The organism is Bartonella florencae, from assembly GCF_000312525.1.
GTDB lineage: Bacteria > Pseudomonadota > Alphaproteobacteria > Rhizobiales > Rhizobiaceae > Bartonella > Bartonella florencae.
In genome coordinates this window covers 3,527-4,675 of sequence record NZ_HE997459.1, presented here as the reverse complement: position 1 = coordinate 4,675, position 1,149 = coordinate 3,527, and the positions used below count along the sequence as shown (strand labels likewise).

General features: G+C 37.6%; 3 protein-coding genes and 1 pseudogene. 1 reads left to right on the top strand and 3 read right to left on the bottom strand.

The window, feature by feature from the left end:
* Together BN202_RS08505 and BN202_RS08500 are read right to left on the bottom strand one after the other, a co-directional pair.
* Positions 1–497 (bottom strand): hypothetical protein (locus BN202_RS08505; protein WP_019220220.1); only part of this gene is annotated, 497 nt, incomplete at its 3' end.
* Positions 490–693, bottom strand: a complete 204-nt coding sequence (locus tag BN202_RS08500) for an Arc family DNA-binding protein (protein ID WP_004859798.1) — start codon at positions 691–693, stop codon at positions 490–492. The genes BN202_RS08500 and BN202_RS08505, both read right to left, overlap by 8 nt.
* A 75-nt stretch (positions 694–768) precedes the next feature.
* Between BN202_RS08500 and BN202_RS08495 the strand changes: the two genes are divergently transcribed.
* The gene (locus tag BN202_RS08495; protein WP_004859800.1) at positions 769–993 is read left to right on the top strand and encodes an Arc family DNA-binding protein; all 225 of its coding nucleotides are present in this window, start codon (positions 769–771) and stop codon (positions 991–993) included.
* Here BN202_RS08495 and BN202_RS10100 read toward each other — a convergent pair.
* A pseudogene (locus BN202_RS10100) lies at positions 940–1,149 on the bottom strand (phage antirepressor Ant); the annotation flags it as partial. The gene BN202_RS08495 and the pseudogene BN202_RS10100 overlap by 54 nt on opposite strands.

Here is a 1,149-nt window from a genome sequence, read left to right as displayed (position 1 = left end):
AAACCATCAGAGCGTTTTAAGCCCTCCAAAGCTTTTGCCTTTGGTTCTAATTTAGCAATGATATTGTCTTTCCGCTCGTTTTCATCTTTTAAATGCGTTAAGACACCAAGCATTACTGCTGGACTGGAGTAGTCGATCGATTGAACATAGGATTGCTTTATCTCGCCCCTACGCCATGCAACAAATAACTTAATAAGCATATAACGGACTTGAGAAGATTTTTCTGTATTCGATAATGTCGCAATCAATAACGCCTGCTCTTCGTTAAGCCAATATTCTGTTACGTTATTGCCCTTTATTACGTGCGCCACAGTGGCGCACCTCCCAAACTGTTCTATTTCTTGCATATTTCTTGTAATTAATTTTCTAACGTCACGTGTACGAACAAACCCTAATTTTTCTGCTAAGTCCACATCGCGAACACGAGGCTCGTTTTCGACTTCTCGTAATTTGATTAATTTGTCTTTATTGATAGGTAAGTATGTGCTATTATTCATTATAATTGACCTCTTTCAGGTTAGTTAGATGTAAAGCGTTAGAGAGAGTTTTTGCGGACTTATGCTCTAGCGCTTTTTCTTTTTTGAGAATGTTAATTATTTCAGATGAAAGAGAGCGATCATTCTCAGTCGCCCGATTAAACAACCACTCCTTTAATGTATGTGGCATATTTATTTTATATTGGATCGTTTTCATTTTACCTCCATATGCACATATTTAGTACCATAAAGGTACCTTGTGTCAAGTGTATTTTAGGTATATTTTAGGTGCATGACAAAAAAAGATCGTGTGCAATTTAAATTTCTCATTCCAATTGAACTGAAAAATCAATTGGAAGAGCTTGCTGAAGCAAATCATCGTAGCCTTACGGGTGAAATTCTTGCTCGTTTAGAAGATTCTGTCCGCACTACCGTTACATTAAATCACCTACTGGCAATGAATTCAGAAGATCTCAAAAAGCTCCTTGAACAACCACTCGTGAATAAAAAACAATAAGATGCCACACATAGCCCCATCAGAGCGCTTTAAGCCATCCAAAGCCTCTGCTTTCGGAGTCAATTCTGCAATCACATGATCTTTCTGTTCGATTTGACTTTGTAAGTGATTCAAAACACCAAGTAATGCTTCGGGTTTGGAGTAGTCAATTTGTTG

What these genes read in the sequence shown, in the direction of transcription:
- BN202_RS08500 (WP_004859798.1), bottom strand. Translation starts at nt 693, where the DNA reads ATGAAAACGATCCAATATAAAATAAATATGCCACATACATTAAAGGAG.
- BN202_RS08495 (WP_004859800.1), top strand. Translation starts at nt 769, where the DNA reads ATGACAAAAAAAGATCGTGTGCAATTTAAATTTCTCATTCCAATTGAA.